The following is a 17189-nucleotide window of genomic DNA, read 5'->3' on the forward strand; positions in this document are numbered from 1 at the left end:
TGCAACTGTTCAGGTGTATCAAAGCGGGCGGGGACCAGAGCCGGATATCGGTCTCAAGACCAGGGACCCAACGGTCTTCCGCCCGCAGCAACTATGACATGGACACGATACACAGGGACCCATTCCGTGCCGTTTCCGCGAATTGACCCCTTGCCAGCCGCGCGCAACGCAAAACCCGCCATTCGGTTCATCAGCTGCCGCTAAACTCTTTGTGACTGAGAAACCGCGAAACCTCCGAAACTTCCCCACCAAAACCTTCGTGACTGTTCGCGACTGGGACAAAAACCCAGCCCGAAATTGAAACAGAGAAAACGAAGGGACTACGTCATGAAAACCGTTCTGATCGCCACCGCCGCCATCCTCGTCTCCGGCTCGGCATTCGCCATGCAGCAGGGCCCGGTCAATGTCGGCAACTACGACGCCAGCGTCGAAAGCCAGTTCGACTACAACACGGAATATCAGGGCCCGTTCACGTTCGGCACCCGCGACACGATGACGACCGCCTCGATCGCCGAGGAAGCTGCCATGGCGACGCCGGAGACCCGCAGCGAACTGATCTTCGAGGACAAGAGCGGCCGCTAAGCCCTCCGTCAGCGAACCAAAAAAGCCGCCCGCATGCCGGGCGGCTTTTTTCACGTCAAAGTCGATCCCTCAACGCATACCAGTTCAGCGCCAGGAACATCAGCGGAGCCCGCAGCGCCCGCCCGCCCGGGAATGCCGGGATCTTCAGTTCCTCGAACAGCTTCAGCCGGTCGCGGTTTCCCGCCACCGTCTCGGCGTAGAGCTTGCCCATGAAGTTCGACAGCATGACGCCGTGGCCCGAATAGCCGCCGGCCGAGATCACGTTCGGCATGATCTCTCGCACGAAGGGCTTGCGCGGCATGGTGATGCCGACATAGCCGCCCCACTGATGGGTGATCTCGACGTCCTTGAGCTCCGGATAGACCTCGGCGATCTGCCGCCGGATGTGGTCCGCGATGCCCTTCGGATCGCCCGTCGAATAGATTTCGCGCCCGCCAAAGAGCAGTCGCCCGTCGGCCGACTTGCGGAAATAGCGCACCACGAAACGCGAATCGTCGACGCTTTCGCCGCCCGGCAGCACCGGACTGTCATCGCCGAGCGGCACAGTCGCACCGATGAACGAGCCGATCGGCATGATATGCGCCGCGCTCTTTTCCTCGAGGTTGCCGCCATAAGCGTTGACCGCGATCAGCGCCTTTGCGGCCGTGATCGTGCCGCGCGGCGTGGTGATCCTCACCTTGCCGCCGCTGCTCTCGATCTTCGTCGCTGGCGTATTCTCGTGCAGCTTCGCGCCGGCTTCTGCCGCAACCCGCGCCGTGCCAACGACGAGTTTCAGCGGATGGATATGGCCGGTTCCGGTATCGCGAGTGCCGCCGAGATAATGCGTCGAACCCAGCCGCCGCGCAGTCTCGTCGGCATCCATATAGGTGATATGCGGATAGCCGAAGCGCTCGGCCATCAGCGCCGGATGCGCCTGATAGTCCTTCAGATAGCGCTTCTTGTGAACGACCGACATCTGGCCGGACCGAAAATCGATGTCGATCGCGTTCGTCTCGGCGAATTCCAGCAGGTGCGCCTTGGCCTCTTCGGCGAGGCCGAACAGCGCCTTGGCCCGCGTGAAGCCAAGCTCGGCCTCATACTCCTCCGCCCAGGCCCGCTGCCCGGTCCCAAGCTGCCCGCCATTCCTCCCCGACGCGCCGTCGCCGAAGCGATGCTGGTCGATCAGCACGACATTCGTGCCCGCCTTCGCCAGATGCGCGGCCGCCGACAGCCCGGTAAACCCGCCGCCGATGATCGCGACATCGGCCGAAACGCTCCCGTCGAGCGGCGCATATTCCGGCCGCTCGCCGACCGTCGCCTCATACCAGGAGATGCCGGGGGAGATGGGGGATTGGTAGGGGGTGGTGTGTTCAGTCAAAATCTTCGGGCCATTCGCGAGCGCCGTGCATCACGGCCAAAATTTCCACTCCGTCGAGCAGCCTGTAGGCGACGACGTATCCGATATCCACTAGGACCAGCTCACGCGTACCCTGTACCCGTCCAGGCCGCCCGATTTCCGGTGTCTGCGAAAGATGTGCGGCTCGATTCAGAATGGCATTGACTATCCTGAACGCAGCAGCCGGATTTCGCTCCGCAACGTAGTTCTGCATGGCATCGAGGTCGGCAAGCGCGGGTAGGGTTCCATCGAACGGCCTTCACGCGTCGCGATACTTGGTGCGAATACGCTCGATATCCACTTCCGATGCGAACTCCTCGCGGTCCGCAGCCTTGATTCCGGCGGCGACCTTGTCGGCGAAACGCTCCTGCCATTCGAGTGAATGGCCGTGCTCCAGTGCCTCGGCGATGATTTCCGACTCGGACAGCCCGGTCCGCTTCGCGACCGCCGCCACCCGTCGCCTCGTATCGGCTTTGATCTCGACCTCGATATTCATCGAACCGTCTTCACCTTGCAGATGGCCGAGCGTGCCACGCCGCCCCTACACATTCAACAACAGATACTCCCGCTCCCACGGGCTGATCACTTCCATGAACGTCTCGAACTCGGCCTTCTTGATCGCCGCATAGGTCGAGATGAACTGCGTGCCGAGGATGCCCTGCAAATCGTCGTCGCCCTCGAACAATTCGACGGCTTCGAGCAGGCCGCGCGGCAGTTCGATCTCGTCCTCGTTGACGCTCGACCCCGTCGGCGCGTCGCATTTGGTCTCGCGCAATATGCCGATCAGCCCGCAGGCGAGCGAGGCGGCGAGCGCGAGATAGGGGTTGGCGTCCGAGGAGGGGATGCGGTTTTCGACGCGCCGCGAAGCCGAATCCGAGCGCGGCACGCGGAATGCCGTCGTGCGATTATCGTAGCCCCAGCGCGTGTTGACCGGCGCGGCGGAAGCCTGCGTCAGCCGACGATAGGAATTGACATAGGGTGCCAGCATGACGAGCGCGCTGGGCATATGGCGCTGCAGCCCGCCGATGAAATTGTAGAACGTTTCCGTTTCCGAGCCGTCGTCGTTGGTGAAGACGTTCTTGCCCGTCTTCGTGTCGATGATCGACTGGTGGATGTGCATCGCAGAGCCCGGCTGACCCTGGATCGGCTTGGCCATGAAGGTCGCATAGGTCTCGTGCTTCAGCGCCGCCTCGCGGATCGTGCGCTTGAACAGGAACACCTGGTCGGCAAGCTCCACCGGGTCGCCATGGCGCAGGTTGATCTCGAGCTGCCCCGCGCCTTCCTCATGGATCAGCGTGTCGATCTCGAGGCCCTGCACCTCCGAGAAGTGGTAGATGTCGTCGATCAACTCGTCGAACTCGTTGACGCCGGCGATCGAATAGCCCTGTCCGCCCGCGATCGCACGGCCCGAGCGGCCGATCGGCGGCACCAGCGGATAGTCGGGGTCGGGGTTCTTGCGCACGAGATAGAATTCGATCTCCGGCGCGACCACCGGCTTCAGTCCGTTGCGCTCATAGGCCTCGACCACGCGGCGCAGCACGTTGCGCGGCGTGAACTCGACCATGCGCCCGTCCTGGTGGACGAGGTCGCAGATCACCTGCGCCGTCGGGTCGCTCTCCCACGGCACGACGGACAGCGTCGACAGGTCCGGCAGAAGCTTCAGGTCGCCATCGTCCTCGGGATAGACGAAGCCGTTGCCGTCTTCGGGGTAGCGCCCGGAGATCGTCGTCATGAACACGGCCGAGGGCAGGGCGAGCGAGGTGTTGGACGTGAATTTCTTCGACGGCATCATCTTGCCGCGCGCCACGCCCGCCTGGTCCGGGGTGATGCACTCGATGTCCTCGATGCCGCGCCATTCGAGCCAGCCGCCCGCCTCTTTCCAGTTCTTCACGCCGCGAAGGTTCTGCATGAATTGGGGAGTGCGCGTCCGCGATGCCTTGGGGGCCGCGCGGTCTTGCTTTTTGGGGGCAGGCATCAATCACCAGAAGTCGTTGAAAGTGGCCGCATTATAGCCACCGGAGCGCCGCGATTGGAAGGGCGGTCAGCTTCGCGCGGCAGCCGCTGAAAGCCGCGCGACGAGATGCCGGATGGCAGGCTGGAGCGATTCGGGCGTGATCGGCTTTGCCACCACCGCATCCGGCGGGCCGAACTCGGCCTCTTCATCCTCGGTAAGATGTCGGCTGGCGACGAACAGGATGCCGGGGCGTCCCTTGAGCGCGCAGGCGCTGGTCAGGAGGGCATCCAGAAGATCGTCGCATTCCCGGTTGGTCGCGCCGCCGTCGAGGATAACGGTGCCGGGCAGGCGATCTTTGTACTGCGCCATCGCATCGCCGACTCCGGTGGCGAAGGCCTTCAATCCGCAGCGTTCCACGATCTTGGAGACGACGAGCGCGTTCACGCGGGCCGAGCTGACGATCTGCACGAGAGCACCGTCGAGCCCCTGGCCCATCAGCGCCGGCGAGTAGCCTGTCCGTTCGGGAGGAAGATTATTGCCGTCCGTCCCCTGCATCCGCCACCGCCCCGTTCGAACCAACCCCCGCCGGCTACAACCGGCAACGGGGATAGTGGATCATTGAGGTTGTATGTCAACGGGTTGCGTTTAGCGTGTGTACAATTTCAGGTTACAAAATTCCGTTTGGAAAAGATTTCCTTAACGAAAGCGGCGCGCGGACGTTTCGCCCGCGCGCAACACTCTCAAATGAGGGTTCAGTTGCCCTTCGTCACGACGACCGGGATCAGAAGGTCACCCCAGTTCCCTTCGCCGCCATGGTGGCGCGCCGAACGCACCAGTTCGACGGAGACGCCGGCCTCGACCGCCTTCATCACCGACTGGTTGAGGCGGTGGAGGTCGTTCGCCACCATGCGGATGACCGCCTGCTGGTCTGCACTCATCGCCGACGACTGTTCCTCGGCCCGTTCCTTGACGCGTGTATTGGGTGTCATGTCCGTGTCTCCTGGGTGAGAAGGGCAGGGCGGCGATGATCCGCCGCCCGCTATTGGTTATTCGGCCGCCGGCTTGAACTGCTCGTGCTCGGTCGATTCGTGCATGGCGGTCGTGGACGACTGGCCGCCGGTGATCGCCATCGACACGGCGTCGAAATAACCGGTGCCGACTTCGCGCTGGTGCTTGGTCGCCGTGTAACCGTTCACTTCGGCCGCGAATTCGGCTTCCTGCAACTCCGAATAGGCCGCCATCTGGCGCTCCTTGTAGCCGCGGGCGAGCTCGAACATGCCGAAATTCAACTGGTGGAAGCCGGCGAGCGTGATGAACTGGAACTTGTAGCCCATCGCACCGAGTTCGCGCTGGAACTTGGCGATCGTCGCGTCGTCGAGGTTCTTCTTCCAGTTGAAGGATGGCGAGCAGTTATAGGCGAGCTTCTTGCCAGGATGCGCCTTGTGCACGGCCTCGGCGAACTTCTTCGCCTGGGCGAGATCCGGCTTGCCGGTCTCCATCCAGATCAGGTCGCAATGCGGCGCATAGGCGATGGCGCGCGCGATGCACGGCTCGATGCCGTTCTTCACTTGGTAGAAGCCTTCCACCGTGCGGCCCTTGTCGTGGTCGACGAAGGGCTGGTCGCGCTCGTCGATGTCGGAGGTGAGCAGCTTGGCGGCCTCGGCGTCGGTGCGCGCGACGATCAGCGTCGGCGTGCCCATGACGTCTGCGGCCAGCCGCGCGGCGTTCAAGTTGCGGATATGAGCAGCGGTCGGGATCAGGACCTTGCCGCCGAGGTGACCGCACTTCTTTTCCGAGGCGAGCTGGTCCTCGAAATGGACGCCCGCGACGCCCGCTTCGATGAAGGCTTTCATGATCTCGAACGCGTTGAGCGGCCCGCCGAAACCGGCTTCCGCATCGGCGACGATCGGCGCGAACCAGGTGTCGACGGAAAGGCCGTTGCCTTCGGACGTTTCGATCTGGTCGGCGCGCTGCAGCGTTTTGTTGATGCGCTTGGCAAGCTCCGGCGCGGCATTGGCCGGGTAGAGCGACTGGTCGGGATACATGGACGAGGCGGTGTTGGCGTCGGCCGCGACCTGCCAGCCGGAAAGGTAAATCGCCTTCAGCCCGGCGCGAACCATCTGCATGGCCTGGTTGCCGGAAAGCGCGCCGAGCGCGTTGACGAAATCTTCCTCGTGGATGAGCTTCCACAGGCGGTTGGCGCCGTTTTCGGCCAGCGTGTGCTTGATCTGGACCGACCCGCGCAGGCGCTTCACGTCCTCGGCGGCATAGGGGCGCTCGATGCCGTCGAAACGACCTTCGGGGGCGGACGGGACGAGGTTGTAAAAATCGGTCATGTCGTTCTCCACTCTTGTAAATCGTCTGCCGGACCTTTCGGCTGCGGCGCTGTTTCGGATTTACATTGCGCTGCGAAAGACAACGAGAAAATTGCGCAAAAGCTGCATTCCAATCGGGTCATGCTGTGTTGATCTTGACCGACGAAGCGTGTAAATCTGTAAAAATTGTCAACCGTCATCCTTGTAAAGGCGCTGTCAATGGCCGACCAGAAGATCTTCGCCGGACCGCGCATCCGCCGCATCCGCAACGGCAAGGGCCTGACCCAGACGGCAATGGCCGAGGCGCTCGGCATCTCGCCCTCCTATCTAAACCTCATCGAGCGCAACCAGCGCCCGCTGACGGTCCAACTCATCCTCAAGCTCGCTTCGGTCTTCAAGATCGAGCCGGACGAGTTGCAGGGCGAGGGGGCCGGCGCGGTCACTGCCCTTCGCGAGGCCTTCGTCGATCCGCTGCTCGCCGGCGAACTGCCCGGCGACCAGGAACTGATCGAACTCGCCGAAGGCGCCCCCAATGCATCGGCGGCCGTCATCAAGCTCTACCGCGCCTATCGCGAGCAGGCCGAACGCCTGTCGGATCTGTCGGACCTGCTCGCGCGTGAGGGCAGGGCGACGATCTCCGCCGCCCGCCTGCCGATCGACGAGGTCCGCGAGGTGCTGGAGCGCCGTCCGAACCATTTCGCCAGGATCGAGGACGAGGCCGAAGCCTTCAACAAGCTTCTCGGCGGTGAGGAACTTCTGCCGGCGCTCAAGGAATGGCTGCGCCGCGAATACGGCATCGTGGTCAAGGTGCTCCCGGTCGCAACCATGCCCAACTGGCGCCGCCGCTACGACCGCCATTCGCAGCGCCTCTTCATCTCCGAGCGCCTCTCGCCCTTCGACCAGTTGCGCGAAGTCGCGATGGAGGCCTGCCTCATCCGCATGAACGTCGCCATCGCCGCCGAAATCCAGGCGCTGAAACTGTCAACCGACGAGGCCCGCCGTCTCGCCCGCTTCGAACTCGCCCGCTACGCCGCCCACGCGCTGATGATGCCCTATCAGGCGTTCCACGCCGCCGCCGTCCGTGCTCGCTACGACATCGACGTCCTGCGCTCGCGCTTCGGCGTCTCCTTCGAACAGGCGGCGAACCGCCTGACGATGCTCGGCCGAACCACGCAGCCCGGCGTGCCCTTCTTCATGCTGGAAGTCGACCACGCCGGAAACCGCTTCCGCCGCGCCGGCGCGCAAGGCTTCCCGCAGGCGCGATTCGGCGGCACCTGTCCCAAACTCGCCGTCCATGCTGCCTTCGGCCAACCCGGCCAGATCTTCGTCGAAGCGGTCGAAATGCCCGACGGCGCCGAATTTCTGACGATCTGCCGTACGCTCGAAGGCCCGCAAGGCGCCTTCGCCGAACGCCCCCGCCGCACGGCGATCCTCATCGGCTGCGACATCGCCTTCAGGGACGACCTCGTCTACGCCTCCGCCCTCCCTGCCGAGCCGCGCTCCGGCAAGCAGACGCTCGCCGCCGTCCCCATCGGCCCCGCCTGTCGCCTGTGCGAACGCACCGGCTGCCTCGCCCGCGCTGAACCCCCTGTCACACGTCCATTGGGGTTGGACGAGATGGTGACGGGACTGAGCGCGTTCGATTTTCAGTAAGAGGTATTGAAAAACGTATCTTCACAGGATACAAATCTGATGATCGGTTCAATTCGCGACAAGCGCATTCCCGCAATCCGGTCCGGCAAGTCGTTGAAGGGATTTCCCGCTGACCTGATGGCCCGGGCACAGCGCAAGCTGGCGCAGTTGGATGCCGCGTCGTCATTGTCCGATATGAGCGTGCCTCCATCGAACAATCTGGAGCCTTTGAAAGGGGCGCGCGTCGGGCAACATTCGGTGCGGATCAACGACCAGTGGCGACTCTGCTTCGTTTGGCGGGACGGAAATGCATACGACGTTGAAATCGTCGACTATCATTGAGGCTTACGATGTCTGAGATGAAGCCCCGTCCGGTTCATCCCGGCGAAATCCTCCGGGAAGAGTTTCTCGTCGAATACGATCTGTCGGCAGGCGCGCTTGCCAACGCCTTGCACGTTCCTCGTGACAGGATCGAGAAACTCGTTCGGGAAACGCGCGCCATCACGGCAGATACGGCGGCGCGCCTTGCGAAATATTTCGGTACGACACCGCAGTTCTGGATGAACCTGCAGTCCAACTACGATCTTGCGCTGGTCGATGAGCGCGAGTTGTCCGAGGTCGAGCGGCGGGTCGCTTAGCGTCGCTCACCCGGTCCGCAGCACCACATTCCCCGTCACCCTCCCGCCCTCCACCGCCTCATGCGCGGCGACGATCTCGTCGAGCCCGTACGTCGCGCCGATCGTGTGTTTCAGCGTCCCCGCTTCCAGCATCTCGTTCAACTCCCGCAGCCGCACAGCGCGCTCCTCTGCCGTCAGTTCGTAGACGACGAAGACCTCCAGCGACAGGCTGCCCCAGAGCAGCGCCGGGAACGACACCGGCACGTCGCCGGCGACGTTCGAGCCGTAGCAGACGAACTTGCCGTGCTGGGCCAATATCCCGCCCGGCAGCAGGCCCGCGGTCGAGGAAAAATCCATGTCAATGATGCCGTCGGCGCCCTTGCCACCAGTCAATTCTTTCACGCGGCCCGCGACGTCCTCGCTGCGATAGTCGATCACCGCATCGCATCCCGCCGATAGCGCATGGTCGCGTCGGGCGGGCGAGGTGGTGCCGATCACCCGCGCGCCCGCGGCCTTCGCCATCTGCACCGCATAGTGGCCGACGGCCGCCGCGGCACCCGTCACAAGAAGCGTCTTGCCGGCGATGTCGCCGTGCAACTTCACGGCATGGAGCGCCGTCAGCCCCGGAATGCCCATGCACGCGCCGGCGTCGAAATCGATGCCGTCCGGCAGCCGCACGGCCCGGTCGACAGGGAGCGCTATGAACTGCGCCGCCGTGCCGAAAGGCCGCTTCCACTGGCCGTTCCATGTCCAGACCCGCTCGCCAATGCGGCTAGCATCGACGCCGTCGCCCACCGCCTCTATGACCCCGGCTCCGTCCGAATGCGGAATGATGCGCGGCGCGATCAGCGGCCGGCCACGCCGGCTCTTGACGTCGGACGGATTGACGCCCGAGGCCATCAGTCTGACGAGGACTTCGCCGACACCCGGCTTCGGCGTTTCCATCTCGCCGACGACGAGGACATCCTTTGCCTCGCCATTCTTCTCGTACCAGCCAGCCTTCATCGCCCTGTCCTCCCGTTCGAATCTCTGCGCCGCAAACTCGTTGCCAGACGCGCCAATTGCAAGAGCCCGAGCGGTGCGAACCAGATGATCGCCTCGTTCCAGTCGCGGGTGAGCAGGAGCCAGTGCGCCAGCGTCAGGAGGGCTGCCGGATAGGCAAGGCGCTGCACCGCCTTCCAGCTTCGCCCCATCGCGCGCACCGCCCGGTCGTTGGAAATCGCCGCCATGACGAGAAGCGCGGCAAATGCCGCCCACCCCGTCCACATCGAGGCCCAGGCCATCCCCGCAACAATGTCGGCGAGGCTGCCGATCGACAGCGCGAACACCCCCATGTGGATCGCCGCATAGCCGAACGCCGCCAGCCCGATCGCCCGCCGCTGGCGCAGCAGCCAGCGCGTCCACGCCGCCGCGCCGAACAGCGCCTTCAGCGGCGAGATCGCCAGCGCGAGGATCAGGAGCACCGCAGCCGCCTCGCCGGTCGGGCGGATCGACACGCGCCATGGCGCGCCAAGCACCAGCGGCGCCAGCATGGCGAGCGCGGGCAGCATGAGAAGGCTGAACAGGAAGAGGCGCGATTGGAGCAGCATGAATTGCCCCAATTAGCTGAACTGGCTGGATCACGCCATTGGCAGACCGACCGAAGTAGATGGCAGGGCCGCAAGGTTGCGGCGTTCCTTGGAAACCGAGCATGTCGCAGGTCGCGCCCGTCACCGCCGTCCCTGCCGCCGTTCCGGCGGTCTCCCCGCGAGAGGAGCGCGTCGGGCTGCTGCTCGTCTTCCTCTCCGCCCTGTTCTGGAGTTTCGGCGGCGCCATCGCGCGCTTCATCGAGGCGCCGGATTCCTGGACGGTCGTCTTCTGGCGCTCGCTCTGGGCCGCCGCTTTCCTCATCGGCTACATGGTCTGGCGCGATGGCTTTGCCGGCACGAAGGCGCTCTTTCGCCAGATGGGTTTGCCCGGCGTCGCGGTCGGCCTCTGCTTCGCCACGGCGTCGACCTCCTTCGTCGTCGCGCTCTCCTATACGACGGTCGCCAACGTTCTCCTGATGCAGGCCGGCGTGCCGCTCATCGCCGCGCTCATCGCCTTCGTGCTCTTTCGCGAACGCGTCTCGCTGGCCACATGGTGCGCCATTGCCGCCGTCATCGTCGGCGTCGCCATCATGGTGTCGGATTCGCTCACCGGAAACGTCTCGCCCATCGGCGACGGCCTTGCGGTGCTGATCGCGCTTGTCTTCGCCTGCGCCACCGTCATCACGCGCCGCTACGCCCATGTCCGCATGACGCCCGCGACGTGCCTCGGAACGCTCATCGCCGGCACGTTCGCCGCGACGCAGACCTCGACCTTCGCGGTAACGGTTCCCGACATGGCGTTCCTCTTCGCCTTCGGCGCGCTCAATCTCGGCCTCGGCCTTGCCTTCTTCGCCACCGGCGCACGGCTCATCCCGGCCGCCTTCGCCGCGCTTCTCGGCACGTTCGAAACGCTGCTCGGCCCGGTCTGGGTCTGGCTCGTCCATGCCGAGGTGCCCTCGGCGCGCACCATCCTTGGCGGCGCGGTCGTCTTCGCCGCGCTCCTGGTCCATATCGGGCTCGAGTTCCGCCGCCAGCGCCGCCCGCTCAAACCCGGCGTGACAGGCGTCCAGCAGCCGAATTAGCAGTCCCTGAACCAAGCTTGACTCCGGTCGAGGCGAGGGGCACCCTTCGCGGATCGGCAACAGTCAGACAGGTTTATCTTGCAACCCACGGCAACGGGCATCCTCGAAACGCATCCTGAAACATCCGCGGACCATCCGACCTCCCCGCCCCAGAGCGGACAGTCAGCGTCCAAATTCGTCTCCGCGGATCACGAGCGCGAATACCGCGCCTTCATCGAGGAACATCCCGATATCGAAGCCGTCGAGTTCCTGCTGGTCGACCCGAACGGCGTCATGCGCGGCAAATGGGCGCCGGGCGATGCGCTGAAGAAGGCCTTCGAGGAAGGCGTCAATTTCCCGATGTCGCTGCACGGCCTCGACGTCTGGGGCCGCGAGGTCACCGAGACGGGGCTGCACATCGAGACCGGCGACCAGGACGGCTACTGCCGCGCCACGCGCGGAACGCTCTCCATCGTGCCCTGGGCCAAGCGCAAGACCGCGCAGGTCCTGCTCCAGACCTTCACCCCCGAGGGCGAGCCCTACATGGCCGACCCGCGCCAGGTCTTGAAGAAGAAGATCGCCGAGGTGAACGCAAAGGGGTTCTTCCCCGTCGTCGCCTTCGAGCTCGAATTCTACCTGCTCGACCCGAACACCGCCTGGCATGACGGCATGCCCGGCCCGGTCGGCGCCACTGCCGGACCCGACCGGCTGCGCATGTACGGGCTCGACGATCTGGCCGAACATGCCGACCTCTTCGACATGATCCGCGACGCGGCCGACGCGCAAGGTCTGCCGATCGACACGATCATCAAGGAGGCCGCGCCCGGCCAGTTCGAGGTCAATCTGAAGCACCGCGCCGACCCGCTGAAGGCGGCGGACGACGTCATCATGTTGCGAAGGATCGTCCTCGGCTGCGCCCGCGCGCATGGGCTGACGGCAACGTTCATGGCCAAGCCGTTCTTGGAATATGCCGGCAACGGCATGCACGTCCACGCCTCGATGCTGGATGCGTCGGGATCGAATATCTTCGGCGGTCCGCAAGGCCGCAAGGTGCTGGAATCCGCCGTCGCGGGGCTTTTGACTTCGATGCCGGAATCGCTCCTGATCTTCATCAACACATGGAACGGCTTTCGCCGCATCACGCCCGGCTCATACGCGCCGACGCGGGCCGTCTGGGGTGAGAACAACCGCTCGGTTGCGCTCCGTATCCCCGTTTCGAACGACACCAACCGCCGGGTCGAACATCGCATCGCCGGCGCCGACGCCAACCCCTACCTCGTCCTCGCCGCCATCATTCAGGGCATGGTCGAAGGCATCGAAACGAAAGCCGTCCCACCGCCGCCCGTCGACGGCAATGCCTATGACGAGGACGGGCTGATGCTGCCCGACGACATGGACGACGCGCTGCAACTCATGGCCCGGAGCAAGTTCGCCGACCGCGCGCTCGGGCCGTTCCTCGCCAAGGTCTACCGTGATCTGAAGCGGGCGGAGATCATCGCGTTCTGGGCCGAGATCACGCCTTTGGAGCGCACCACCTATCTGTGAAGCCTTTGCGGCTTGCCGCAGTGCAAAAACAAAAATATCGTAAGCATATCCGGGCTTTCGCGAGCCCCAAGAAACCGACAGAGGAGCCATCGAATGAAGTCACGCAACATGTTGCTCGGCGCAGCCGCTTCGGCCATTGCCGCCGTCCTCGCCGGCGGGGCCGCCGCGCAGGACCGGGTCGTCAACGTCTATAACTGGTCGGACTATATCGACGATTCGCTGATCGCCGAGTTCACCGAGAAGACCGGCATTCGCGTCGTCTACGACGTGTTCGATTCCAACGAAATCCTCGAGACGCGCCTTCTGGCTGGCGGCTCGGGCTATGACGTGGTGGTGCCGACGGGCCTGTTCCTGTCGCGCCAGATCGAAGCCGGCGTCTTTCAGGAACTCGACAAGTCCAAGCTGCCGAACCTTGAAAACATGTGGGACTTCGTCGAAGGCCAAACCGAGAAATACGATCCCGGCAACGCCTATTCGATCAACTACATGTGGGGCACGGTCGGCATCGGCTACAATCCCGCCATGGTCGAGGAACGTCTCGGCACGGCCGAAATCGATAGCTGGGACATCGCCTTCGATCCGGAAAACCTCGCCAAGCTCGCCGATTGCGGCGTCTACTTCCTCGACAGCCCGACGGACATCCTGCCGACCGTCCTGCTCTGGCTCGGCAAGGACCCGAACTCGACCGAACCGGCAGATCTCGAAGCCGCCGAAGAGGTCATGCTGGCCGTGCGCCCGCACATCCGCCGCTTCCACTCGTCCGAATACATCAACGCGCTTGCCAACGGCGACATCTGCATGGCCATCGGCTGGTCCGGCGACGTCTTCCAGGCGGCCGACCGCGCGGCCGAGGCCAACAACAACGTCGAAGTCGCCTATTCGGTGCCGGAAGAGGGCGCCCAGCTCTGGTTCGACCAGATGGCGATCCCCGCCGACGCACAGAACGTCGAGGAAGCGCATGAATTTCTGAACTTCATCATGGAGCCGGAAGTCATCGCGCGGGCGACGAACTACGTCTACTTTGCCAATGGCAACGAGGCGGCGAAGGAATTCATCGAGGCTGAGATCATCGAGGACACGGCGATCTATCCGGACGATGCGACGCTGGAGAAGATGTTCACGGTCATGCCCTACGAGCCCCGCTTCCAGCGCCTCGTCACCCGAAGCTGGACCCGCATCGTCACCGGCCAGTAAACCATCCGAGAGGCCCGGTTCATCCGGGCCTCTTCATTCCCGACCGACCCAGAGGGCCCCGAATGAAATCGCTGGGAAGCATCCGCCGCAGCTTTGCGCCCTGGACCGATCCGACCGCGAAACCGTTCATCGCCTTCGAGAACGTCACCAAGCGTTTCGGTGATTTCACGGCCGTCGACAATCTCTCGTTGAATGTCTACGAGCGCGAGTTCTTCGCGCTGCTCGGCGCGTCGGGCTGCGGCAAGTCCACGCTGCTCAGAATGCTGGCCGGCTTCGAGGAGCCGAGCGCGGGACGCATCCTGCTCGACGGTCAGGACCTCGCCGGCATCCCGCCCTATCGCCGCCCCGTCAACATGATGTTCCAGTCCTACGCGCTCTTCCCGCACATGACCGTGGAGAAGAACATCGCCTATGGGCTGAAGCAGGACGGCATGGCGAAGGTCGACATCGAAAAGCGCGTCGCCGAGATGCTGAAGCTGGTCAAGCTCGAGCAATTCGCCAAGCGCAAGCCGCACCAGCTCTCCGGCGGCCAGCGCCAGCGCGTTGCGCTCGCCCGCTCGGTCGCCAAGCGCCCGAAAGTGCTGCTGCTCGACGAGCCGCTCGGCGCGCTCGACAAGAAACTGCGCGAGGAAACGCAGTTCGAACTGATGGATTTGCAGCAGCAGCTCGGCCTCACCTTCATGGTCGTCACGCACGATCAGGAAGAGGCGATGACCATGGCCGACCGCATCGCCATCATGGACAAGGGCGAGGTGATGCAGGTCGCGACCCCGGCCGAAATCTACGAGGCGCCTGCCTCGCGCTTCGTCGCCGATTTCGTCGGCTCGGTGAACATCTTCGAGGGCCGCATCGCCGGCCGCGATGACGGCCGCATCGAGATCGCCACCGCCGACGGCGTCACCATCCGCGCCGACGATGCAAATGCGGCGGGCGAGGGCACCGTCTGGTACGCCGTCCGCCCCGAAAAGATCCGCATCTCGTCGAAAAAGCCAGAAAACTCGGCGCTCAACGCCATCGAGGGCGAGGTCTGGGACATCGGCTATCTCGGCGACATGACGGTCTACAACGTCAAGCTCGCGGGCGGCCAGATCGTCCGCTCGAGCGAACTCAACCGCCACCGCACCAGCGAAGACCCACTCACCTGGAACGACCGCGCATGGCTCACCTTCCCCGCCGACGCCGGCGTCGTGCTGACGCGGTAGGCGGAAATGATCAACGCCTCATTCCCTCGCGCCCCCCTCTGTCCTGCCGGACATCTCCCCCGCATGGGGGGAGATCACGCGGTGTCGGCGACGAGCTTAATCTCCCCCCTCGCGGGGGGTCCGAAGGACGGGCCGAGACCCGTGGCTCGGGCCAGGGCGTCCGGCAGGACAGAGGGGGGCGCGACGGAGCGCTACCTTTCCAAAGGCGATACCGCGCCGCCATCGACGAGACTGATCTCCCCCCTTGAGGGGGAGATGCCCGGCAGGGCAGAGGGGGGTGCGACGGATCGCTACCTTTCCGGAACGGTGGCCCACCCATGAACCGCCTCGTCGCCGCCATCGCCTCGCGCGTCACGATCATCGTCCCCTATCTCTGGCTGCTGGTCTTCTTCCTCGTCCCGTTCCTGATCGTCTTCAAGATTTCGCTATCCTTCACCGCGATTTCGATGCCGCCATACACCCCGACCTTCGACCTTTCCGAAGGCTGGGCCGCTTTCACCGAAGCCCTCTCCGAACTCTCCTTCGAAAACTACCTCTGGCTCTGGGACGACGCGCTCTATTTCAACGCCTATCTGACCAGCGTCTGGATCGCGGGTGTCTCCACCTTCCTCGCGCTCCTGATCGGCTACCCGATGGCCTATGCCATGGCGCGCGCGCCCGACAGCCTGCGCCCGCTGCTGCTGATGCTCGTCATCCTGCCGTTCTGGACGTCGTTCCTGATCCGCGTCTATGCCTGGATCGGCATCCTGAAGCCCGAGGGGCTGCTCAACCAGTTCCTGCTCTGGCTCGGCATCATCGACGCGCCGCTCATCATCACCGGCACCTACACGGCGATCTATATCGGTATCGTCTATTCCTACCTGCCTTTCATGGTCCTGCCGCTCTATGCGACGCTGGAGAAGATGGATTTCTCGCTGATCGAGGCGGCGCAGGATCTCGGTTCGACGCCCGCCGGCGCGTTCTGGAAGATCACCGTGCCGCTCTCGGTGCCCGGCATCGTCGCCGGCTGCATGCTGGTCTTCATCCCCGCCGTCGGCGAGTTCGTCATCCCGGATCTCCTCGGCGGCTCGCAGACCTTGATGATCGGCAAGACCTTGTGGAACGAGTTCTTCGCCAATCGCGACTGGCCGGTCGCGTCCGCCGTCGCCATCGTGCTCCTGCTCGTCCTCGTCGTGCCGATCATGCTCTTCCAGCAGGCGCAGGCGAAAGCCCAGGAGCGCGGCCGATGAACCGCCTCTCGCGCTTCAACATCGTCTCGCTGGTGCTCGGATTCGCGTTTCTCTACATCCCGATCCTGCTCCTGGTCATCTATTCGTTCAACGCCTCGCGGCTCGTCACGGTCTGGGGCGGGTTTTCCACGCGCTGGTACGTCTCGCTGTTCCAGAACCAGCAATTGCTCGACGCCGCCTTGGTAACCTTCCGCGTCGCCTTCCTGTCGGCCTCGGTCGCGACGGTGCTCGGCACGCTCGCGGCCATCGTGCTCACGCGCTACACGCGCTTCCATGGCCGCATCCTCTTCATCGGCATGGTGTTCGCGCCGCTGGTCATGCCCGAAGTCATCACCGGCCTGTCGCTGCTCCTACTGTTCGTCGCCATCGGGCTCGAACGCGGTTTCATGACCATCACGCTCGCCCACATCACCTTCTCGATGTGCTTCGTCGCGGTCGTCGTGCAATCGCGCCTGCTCTCCTTCGACCGATCGCTGGAGGAAGCCGCGCAGGACTTAGGGGCCACCCCCGCGCGCACCTTCTTCACCGTCACGCTGCCGGTCATCCTGCCCGCCATCGTCGCCGGCTGGATGCTCGCCTTCACGCTCTCGCTCGACGATCTGGTCATCGCCAGCTTCACCTCCGGCCCCGGCGCCACGACGCTGCCGATGCGCATCTACAGCCAGGTCCGTCTCGGCGTGACGCCCGAGATCAACGCCGTCTCGACAATCCTGATCGGCGTCGTCGGCATCGGCGTCATCCTCGCCTCGCTGGTCAACAAACGCCGAGACGTCCAGCGCCGCCGCGACGAACAGGCCGCCGCGCAGGGGTGAAGTGTGGACGGGTCTGAGCGCGGCAGACCCCCACCCTTTATCCCTTGTAACTTCCCTGCTGCCGCATCGTGTATTGTTTTCGATGCGGTGGCGGATGTGAGAT

General features: G+C 64.3%; 18 protein-coding genes and 1 pseudogene. 10 read left to right on the plus strand and 9 right to left on the minus strand.

The genetic code is table 11. The features are described 5' to 3' along the window. The first annotated feature begins 327 nt into the window (after positions 1-327). The gene (locus ACT6QU_RS19160; RefSeq protein ID WP_444565908.1) at positions 328-582 is read left to right on the plus strand and encodes a hypothetical protein; all 255 of its coding nucleotides are present in this window, start codon (positions 328-330) and stop codon (positions 580-582) included. Between the two features lie 55 nt (positions 583-637). Here the strand turns inward: ACT6QU_RS19160 and ACT6QU_RS19165 are convergent, their stop codons facing one another. The 7 genes and pseudogenes from ACT6QU_RS19165 to aceA form a co-directional block, all read right to left on the minus strand. After that, positions 638-1939 carry an NAD(P)/FAD-dependent oxidoreductase gene (locus ACT6QU_RS19165; protein WP_444565907.1) on the minus strand — a complete coding sequence of 434 codons (1302 nt, stop codon included), beginning with the start codon at positions 1937-1939 and terminating at the stop codon, positions 638-640. Next, a pseudogene (locus tag ACT6QU_RS19170) lies at positions 1932-2183 on the minus strand (type II toxin-antitoxin system RelE/ParE family toxin); the annotation flags it as partial. The pseudogene ACT6QU_RS19170 and the gene ACT6QU_RS19165, both read right to left, overlap by 8 nt. Before the next feature lie 33 nt (positions 2184-2216). Continuing rightward, a complete protein-coding gene (locus ACT6QU_RS19175) occupies positions 2217-2453 on the minus strand; it encodes a hypothetical protein (RefSeq protein ID WP_444565906.1) in 237 nt (78 codons plus the stop codon). Positions 2454-2498: 45 nt separating this feature from the next. Continuing rightward, on the minus strand, positions 2499-3932 hold the full coding sequence (locus ACT6QU_RS19180; RefSeq protein WP_029660655.1) for a glutamine synthetase family protein: 1434 nt from the start codon (positions 3930-3932) through the stop codon (positions 2499-2501). 66 nt (positions 3933-3998) lie between these two features. Continuing rightward, on the minus strand, positions 3999-4466 hold the full coding sequence (locus ACT6QU_RS19185) for a response regulator (RefSeq protein ID WP_444565905.1): 468 nt from the start codon (positions 4464-4466) through the stop codon (positions 3999-4001). A gap of 197 nt (positions 4467-4663) precedes the next feature. Continuing rightward, positions 4664-4900 (minus strand): SMc00767 family acetate metabolism repressor, encoded by a 237-nt coding sequence (locus ACT6QU_RS19190; protein WP_444565904.1) that lies wholly within the window; start codon positions 4898-4900, stop codon positions 4664-4666. A gap of 57 nt (positions 4901-4957) precedes the next feature. Continuing rightward, positions 4958-6247 carry an isocitrate lyase gene (aceA, locus tag ACT6QU_RS19195; protein WP_444565903.1) on the minus strand — a complete coding sequence of 430 codons (1290 nt, stop codon included), beginning with the start codon at positions 6245-6247 and terminating at the stop codon, positions 4958-4960. Between the two features lie 198 nt (positions 6248-6445). Between aceA and ACT6QU_RS19200 the strand changes: the two genes are divergently transcribed. Genes ACT6QU_RS19200 through ACT6QU_RS19210 form a run of 3 tightly spaced genes read left to right on the plus strand, consistent with a single transcriptional unit; the run spans position 6446 to position 8496 of the window. Continuing rightward, entirely contained in the window at positions 6446-7879 is a 1434-nt protein-coding gene (locus ACT6QU_RS19200; protein WP_444565902.1) for a helix-turn-helix domain-containing protein, read from the plus strand. Between the two features lie 39 nt (positions 7880-7918). Then, a complete protein-coding gene (locus ACT6QU_RS19205; protein WP_444565901.1) occupies positions 7919-8200 on the plus strand; it encodes a type II toxin-antitoxin system RelE/ParE family toxin in 282 nt (93 codons plus the stop codon). 8 nt (positions 8201-8208) lie between these two features. Next, positions 8209-8496: a HigA family addiction module antitoxin gene (locus ACT6QU_RS19210; RefSeq protein WP_444565900.1), complete on the plus strand. Its 288-nt coding sequence runs from the start codon at positions 8209-8211 to the stop codon at positions 8494-8496. Between the two features lie 6 nt (positions 8497-8502). Here ACT6QU_RS19210 and ACT6QU_RS19215 read toward each other — a convergent pair whose 3' ends face one another. Together ACT6QU_RS19215 and ACT6QU_RS19220 are read right to left on the minus strand one after the other, a co-directional pair. After that, on the minus strand, positions 8503-9480 hold the full coding sequence (locus ACT6QU_RS19215) for an NADPH:quinone reductase (protein WP_444565899.1): 978 nt from the start codon (positions 9478-9480) through the stop codon (positions 8503-8505). After that, the gene (locus ACT6QU_RS19220; protein ID WP_444565898.1) at positions 9477-10064 is read right to left on the minus strand and encodes a ferric reductase-like transmembrane domain-containing protein; all 588 of its coding nucleotides are present in this window, start codon (positions 10062-10064) and stop codon (positions 9477-9479) included. Before ACT6QU_RS19220 ends, ACT6QU_RS19215 begins: the two co-directional genes overlap by 4 nt. A 101-nt stretch (positions 10065-10165) precedes the next feature. Between ACT6QU_RS19220 and ACT6QU_RS19225 the strand changes: the two genes are divergently transcribed. The 6 genes from ACT6QU_RS19225 to ACT6QU_RS19250 all read left to right on the plus strand — a co-directional run bounded on the left by ACT6QU_RS19225 (position 10166) and on the right by ACT6QU_RS19250 (position 17086). Then, positions 10166-11125 carry a DMT family transporter gene (locus ACT6QU_RS19225; protein WP_444565897.1) on the plus strand — a complete coding sequence of 320 codons (960 nt, stop codon included), beginning with the start codon at positions 10166-10168 and terminating at the stop codon, positions 11123-11125. Between the two features lie 78 nt (positions 11126-11203). Further along, complete coding sequence (locus ACT6QU_RS19230; protein ID WP_444565896.1) at positions 11204-12649, plus strand: glutamine synthetase family protein; 1446 nt, start codon at positions 11204-11206, stop codon at positions 12647-12649. Between the two features lie 93 nt (positions 12650-12742). After that, positions 12743-13843, plus strand: coding sequence for a polyamine ABC transporter substrate-binding protein (locus tag ACT6QU_RS19235; RefSeq protein WP_444565895.1), 1101 nt, complete (start codon positions 12743-12745; stop codon positions 13841-13843). Positions 13844-13905: 62 nt separating this feature from the next. Continuing rightward, positions 13906-15045 carry an ABC transporter ATP-binding protein gene (locus ACT6QU_RS19240; RefSeq protein ID WP_444836735.1) on the plus strand — a complete coding sequence of 380 codons (1140 nt, stop codon included), beginning with the start codon at positions 13906-13908 and terminating at the stop codon, positions 15043-15045. A 317-nt stretch (positions 15046-15362) separates the two neighbouring features. Next, positions 15363-16274: an ABC transporter permease subunit gene (locus tag ACT6QU_RS19245; protein ID WP_444565893.1), complete on the plus strand. Its 912-nt coding sequence runs from the start codon at positions 15363-15365 to the stop codon at positions 16272-16274. Further along, positions 16271-17086, plus strand: a complete 816-nt coding sequence (locus ACT6QU_RS19250) for an ABC transporter permease subunit (protein ID WP_444565892.1) — start codon at positions 16271-16273, stop codon at positions 17084-17086. The genes ACT6QU_RS19245 and ACT6QU_RS19250 overlap by 4 nt, the downstream gene beginning before the upstream one ends. The last annotated feature ends 103 nt before the right edge of the window (positions 17087-17189 follow it).

The organism is Aliihoeflea sp. (genome assembly GCF_052435475.1).
GTDB lineage: Bacteria > Pseudomonadota > Alphaproteobacteria > Rhizobiales > Rhizobiaceae > Aliihoeflea.

Bases quoted from the DNA above. Each gene is read 5' to 3' on its own strand.
- ACT6QU_RS19220 (WP_444565898.1), bottom strand. From the start codon at position 10,064: ATGCTGCTCCAATCGCGCCTCTTCCTGTTCAGCCTTCTCATGCTGCCC.
- ACT6QU_RS19200 (WP_444565902.1), top strand. From the start codon at position 6,446: ATGGCCGACCAGAAGATCTTCGCCGGACCGCGCATCCGCCGCATCCGC.
- ACT6QU_RS19175 (WP_444565906.1), bottom strand. From the start codon at position 2,453: ATGAATATCGAGGTCGAGATCAAAGCCGATACGAGGCGACGGGTGGCG.
- ACT6QU_RS19225 (WP_444565897.1), top strand. From the start codon at position 10,166: ATGTCGCAGGTCGCGCCCGTCACCGCCGTCCCTGCCGCCGTTCCGGCG.
- ACT6QU_RS19205 (WP_444565901.1), top strand. From the start codon at position 7,919: ATGATCGGTTCAATTCGCGACAAGCGCATTCCCGCAATCCGGTCCGGC.
- ACT6QU_RS19250 (WP_444565892.1), top strand. From the start codon at position 16,271: ATGAACCGCCTCTCGCGCTTCAACATCGTCTCGCTGGTGCTCGGATTC.
- ACT6QU_RS19180 (WP_029660655.1), bottom strand. From the start codon at position 3,932: ATGCCTGCCCCCAAAAAGCAAGACCGCGCGGCCCCCAAGGCATCGCGG.
- aceA (WP_444565903.1), bottom strand. From the start codon at position 6,247: ATGACCGATTTTTACAACCTCGTCCCGTCCGCCCCCGAAGGTCGTTTC.
- ACT6QU_RS19235 (WP_444565895.1), top strand. From the start codon at position 12,743: ATGAAGTCACGCAACATGTTGCTCGGCGCAGCCGCTTCGGCCATTGCC.
- ACT6QU_RS19190 (WP_444565904.1), bottom strand. From the start codon at position 4,900: ATGACACCCAATACACGCGTCAAGGAACGGGCCGAGGAACAGTCGTCG.
- ACT6QU_RS19210 (WP_444565900.1), top strand. From the start codon at position 8,209: ATGTCTGAGATGAAGCCCCGTCCGGTTCATCCCGGCGAAATCCTCCGG.
- ACT6QU_RS19160 (WP_444565908.1), top strand. From the start codon at position 328: ATGAAAACCGTTCTGATCGCCACCGCCGCCATCCTCGTCTCCGGCTCG.
- ACT6QU_RS19240 (WP_444836735.1), top strand. From the start codon at position 13,906: ATGAAATCGCTGGGAAGCATCCGCCGCAGCTTTGCGCCCTGGACCGAT.
- ACT6QU_RS19245 (WP_444565893.1), top strand. From the start codon at position 15,363: ATGAACCGCCTCGTCGCCGCCATCGCCTCGCGCGTCACGATCATCGTC.
- ACT6QU_RS19215 (WP_444565899.1), bottom strand. From the start codon at position 9,480: ATGAAGGCTGGCTGGTACGAGAAGAATGGCGAGGCAAAGGATGTCCTC.
- ACT6QU_RS19185 (WP_444565905.1), bottom strand. From the start codon at position 4,466: ATGCAGGGGACGGACGGCAATAATCTTCCTCCCGAACGGACAGGCTAC.